This window comes from [Roseibacterium] beibuensis (genome assembly GCF_039542305.1).
GTDB classification, from domain to species: Bacteria; Pseudomonadota; Alphaproteobacteria; order Rhodobacterales; family Rhodobacteraceae; genus Roseibacterium; species Roseibacterium beibuensis.
This window is the reverse complement of the sequence record NZ_BAABHW010000016.1, coordinates 1-1,135: the sequence shown is the minus strand read 5'-3', so window position 1 is coordinate 1,135 and position 1,135 is coordinate 1. Positions and strand designations below refer to the sequence as shown.

The 1,135-nt window shown below is 68.5% G+C and carries 1 protein-coding gene; it reads left to right on the top strand.

Annotation, left to right across the window (positions count from 1 at the left end; all coding sequences use genetic code 11):
* Positions 1-110 precede the first annotated feature (110 nt).
* On the top strand, positions 111-1,135 hold a 1,025-nt coding region (locus ABD923_RS19075; protein ID WP_259555079.1), incomplete at its 3' end, for a DUF7146 domain-containing protein.

Genomic DNA, 1,135 nt, shown 5'->3' with positions numbered 1-1,135 from the left:
GAACATGTTGCGGCGCGGGTTATGTTGCGGTGGCGTGAACTTGCGCGGTTTGGCGGGGGTTCTCGCGGGGCTGGGCAACATAACCTCAGCGCGCCGGGGGGATTTTCGTGATGGCGCGCGATGCAGCAGAGCTTTCGCGCCGGCTCGCGCGGGACGCCGAGGCCGTGTGTCGGCATTACCTCCCCAACGGGCGACGACAGGGTCAGTACTGGACCGTCGGCGATGCACGTAACACACCGGGGCGGTCGATGTTCGTCCGGCTGAAGGGGCCGGAGGCTGGCCCCGGTGCTGCCGGTCATTGGACCGATGCCGCCACGGCCGAGCACGGTGATCTGCTCGACGTGATCCGGGAGAGCTGTGGCCTGACCTCTTTCGGCGATGTCGCCGAGGAGGCGCGGCGCTTCCTGAGCCTGCCGCGGGTCGACCTTGTCCCGACCATCAATCCAGCACCTGCCCGTACAGCCATGGGATCGCCGGAAGCGGCACGGCGACTGATCGCCATGGCGCAACCGATCCGGGGTACGCCGGTCGAGACCTATCTGGCCAGTCGCTGCATCATGCCGATCCATGGCGCGGGGGCGTTGCGATATCATCCAAGCTGCTATTATCGGCCCGACGATGGCGGACCAGCAGAGCGGCGTCCGGCGATGATCGCATCCGTGACCGACCTGCAAGGCAGGATCACCGGCGCGCACCGTACCTGGCTCGCGCCGGACGGCTCGGCCAAGGCCGCGGTTCCCACACCCCGGCGGGCCATGGGCAACCTTCTTGGCCATGCCGTGCGCTTCGGGGCGGCAGAAGATGTTCTGGCCGTCGGCGAAGGGATCGAGACGATGCTGTCGCTGCGGGCGGCGCTGCCGGGCATGCCGATGGCCGCCGCGCTGTCGGCAAGCCATCTCGCCGCGCTCAGACTGTCACCGTCCGTGCGCCGCCTCTATATCGCCCGCGATGTCGACGCAGTGGGCACGAAGGCCGCCGCGACCCAAGCCGAACTTGCGACCAGTGCGGGCATCGAGGTGCTGACGCTCTCGCCTCGTCACGGCGACTTCAACGACGACCTGACAGCCCACGGCCTCGACGACCTGCGCGCGGCGATCCGGCCCCAGATCGCGCCCGAAGATGTCGACCGGTTCCT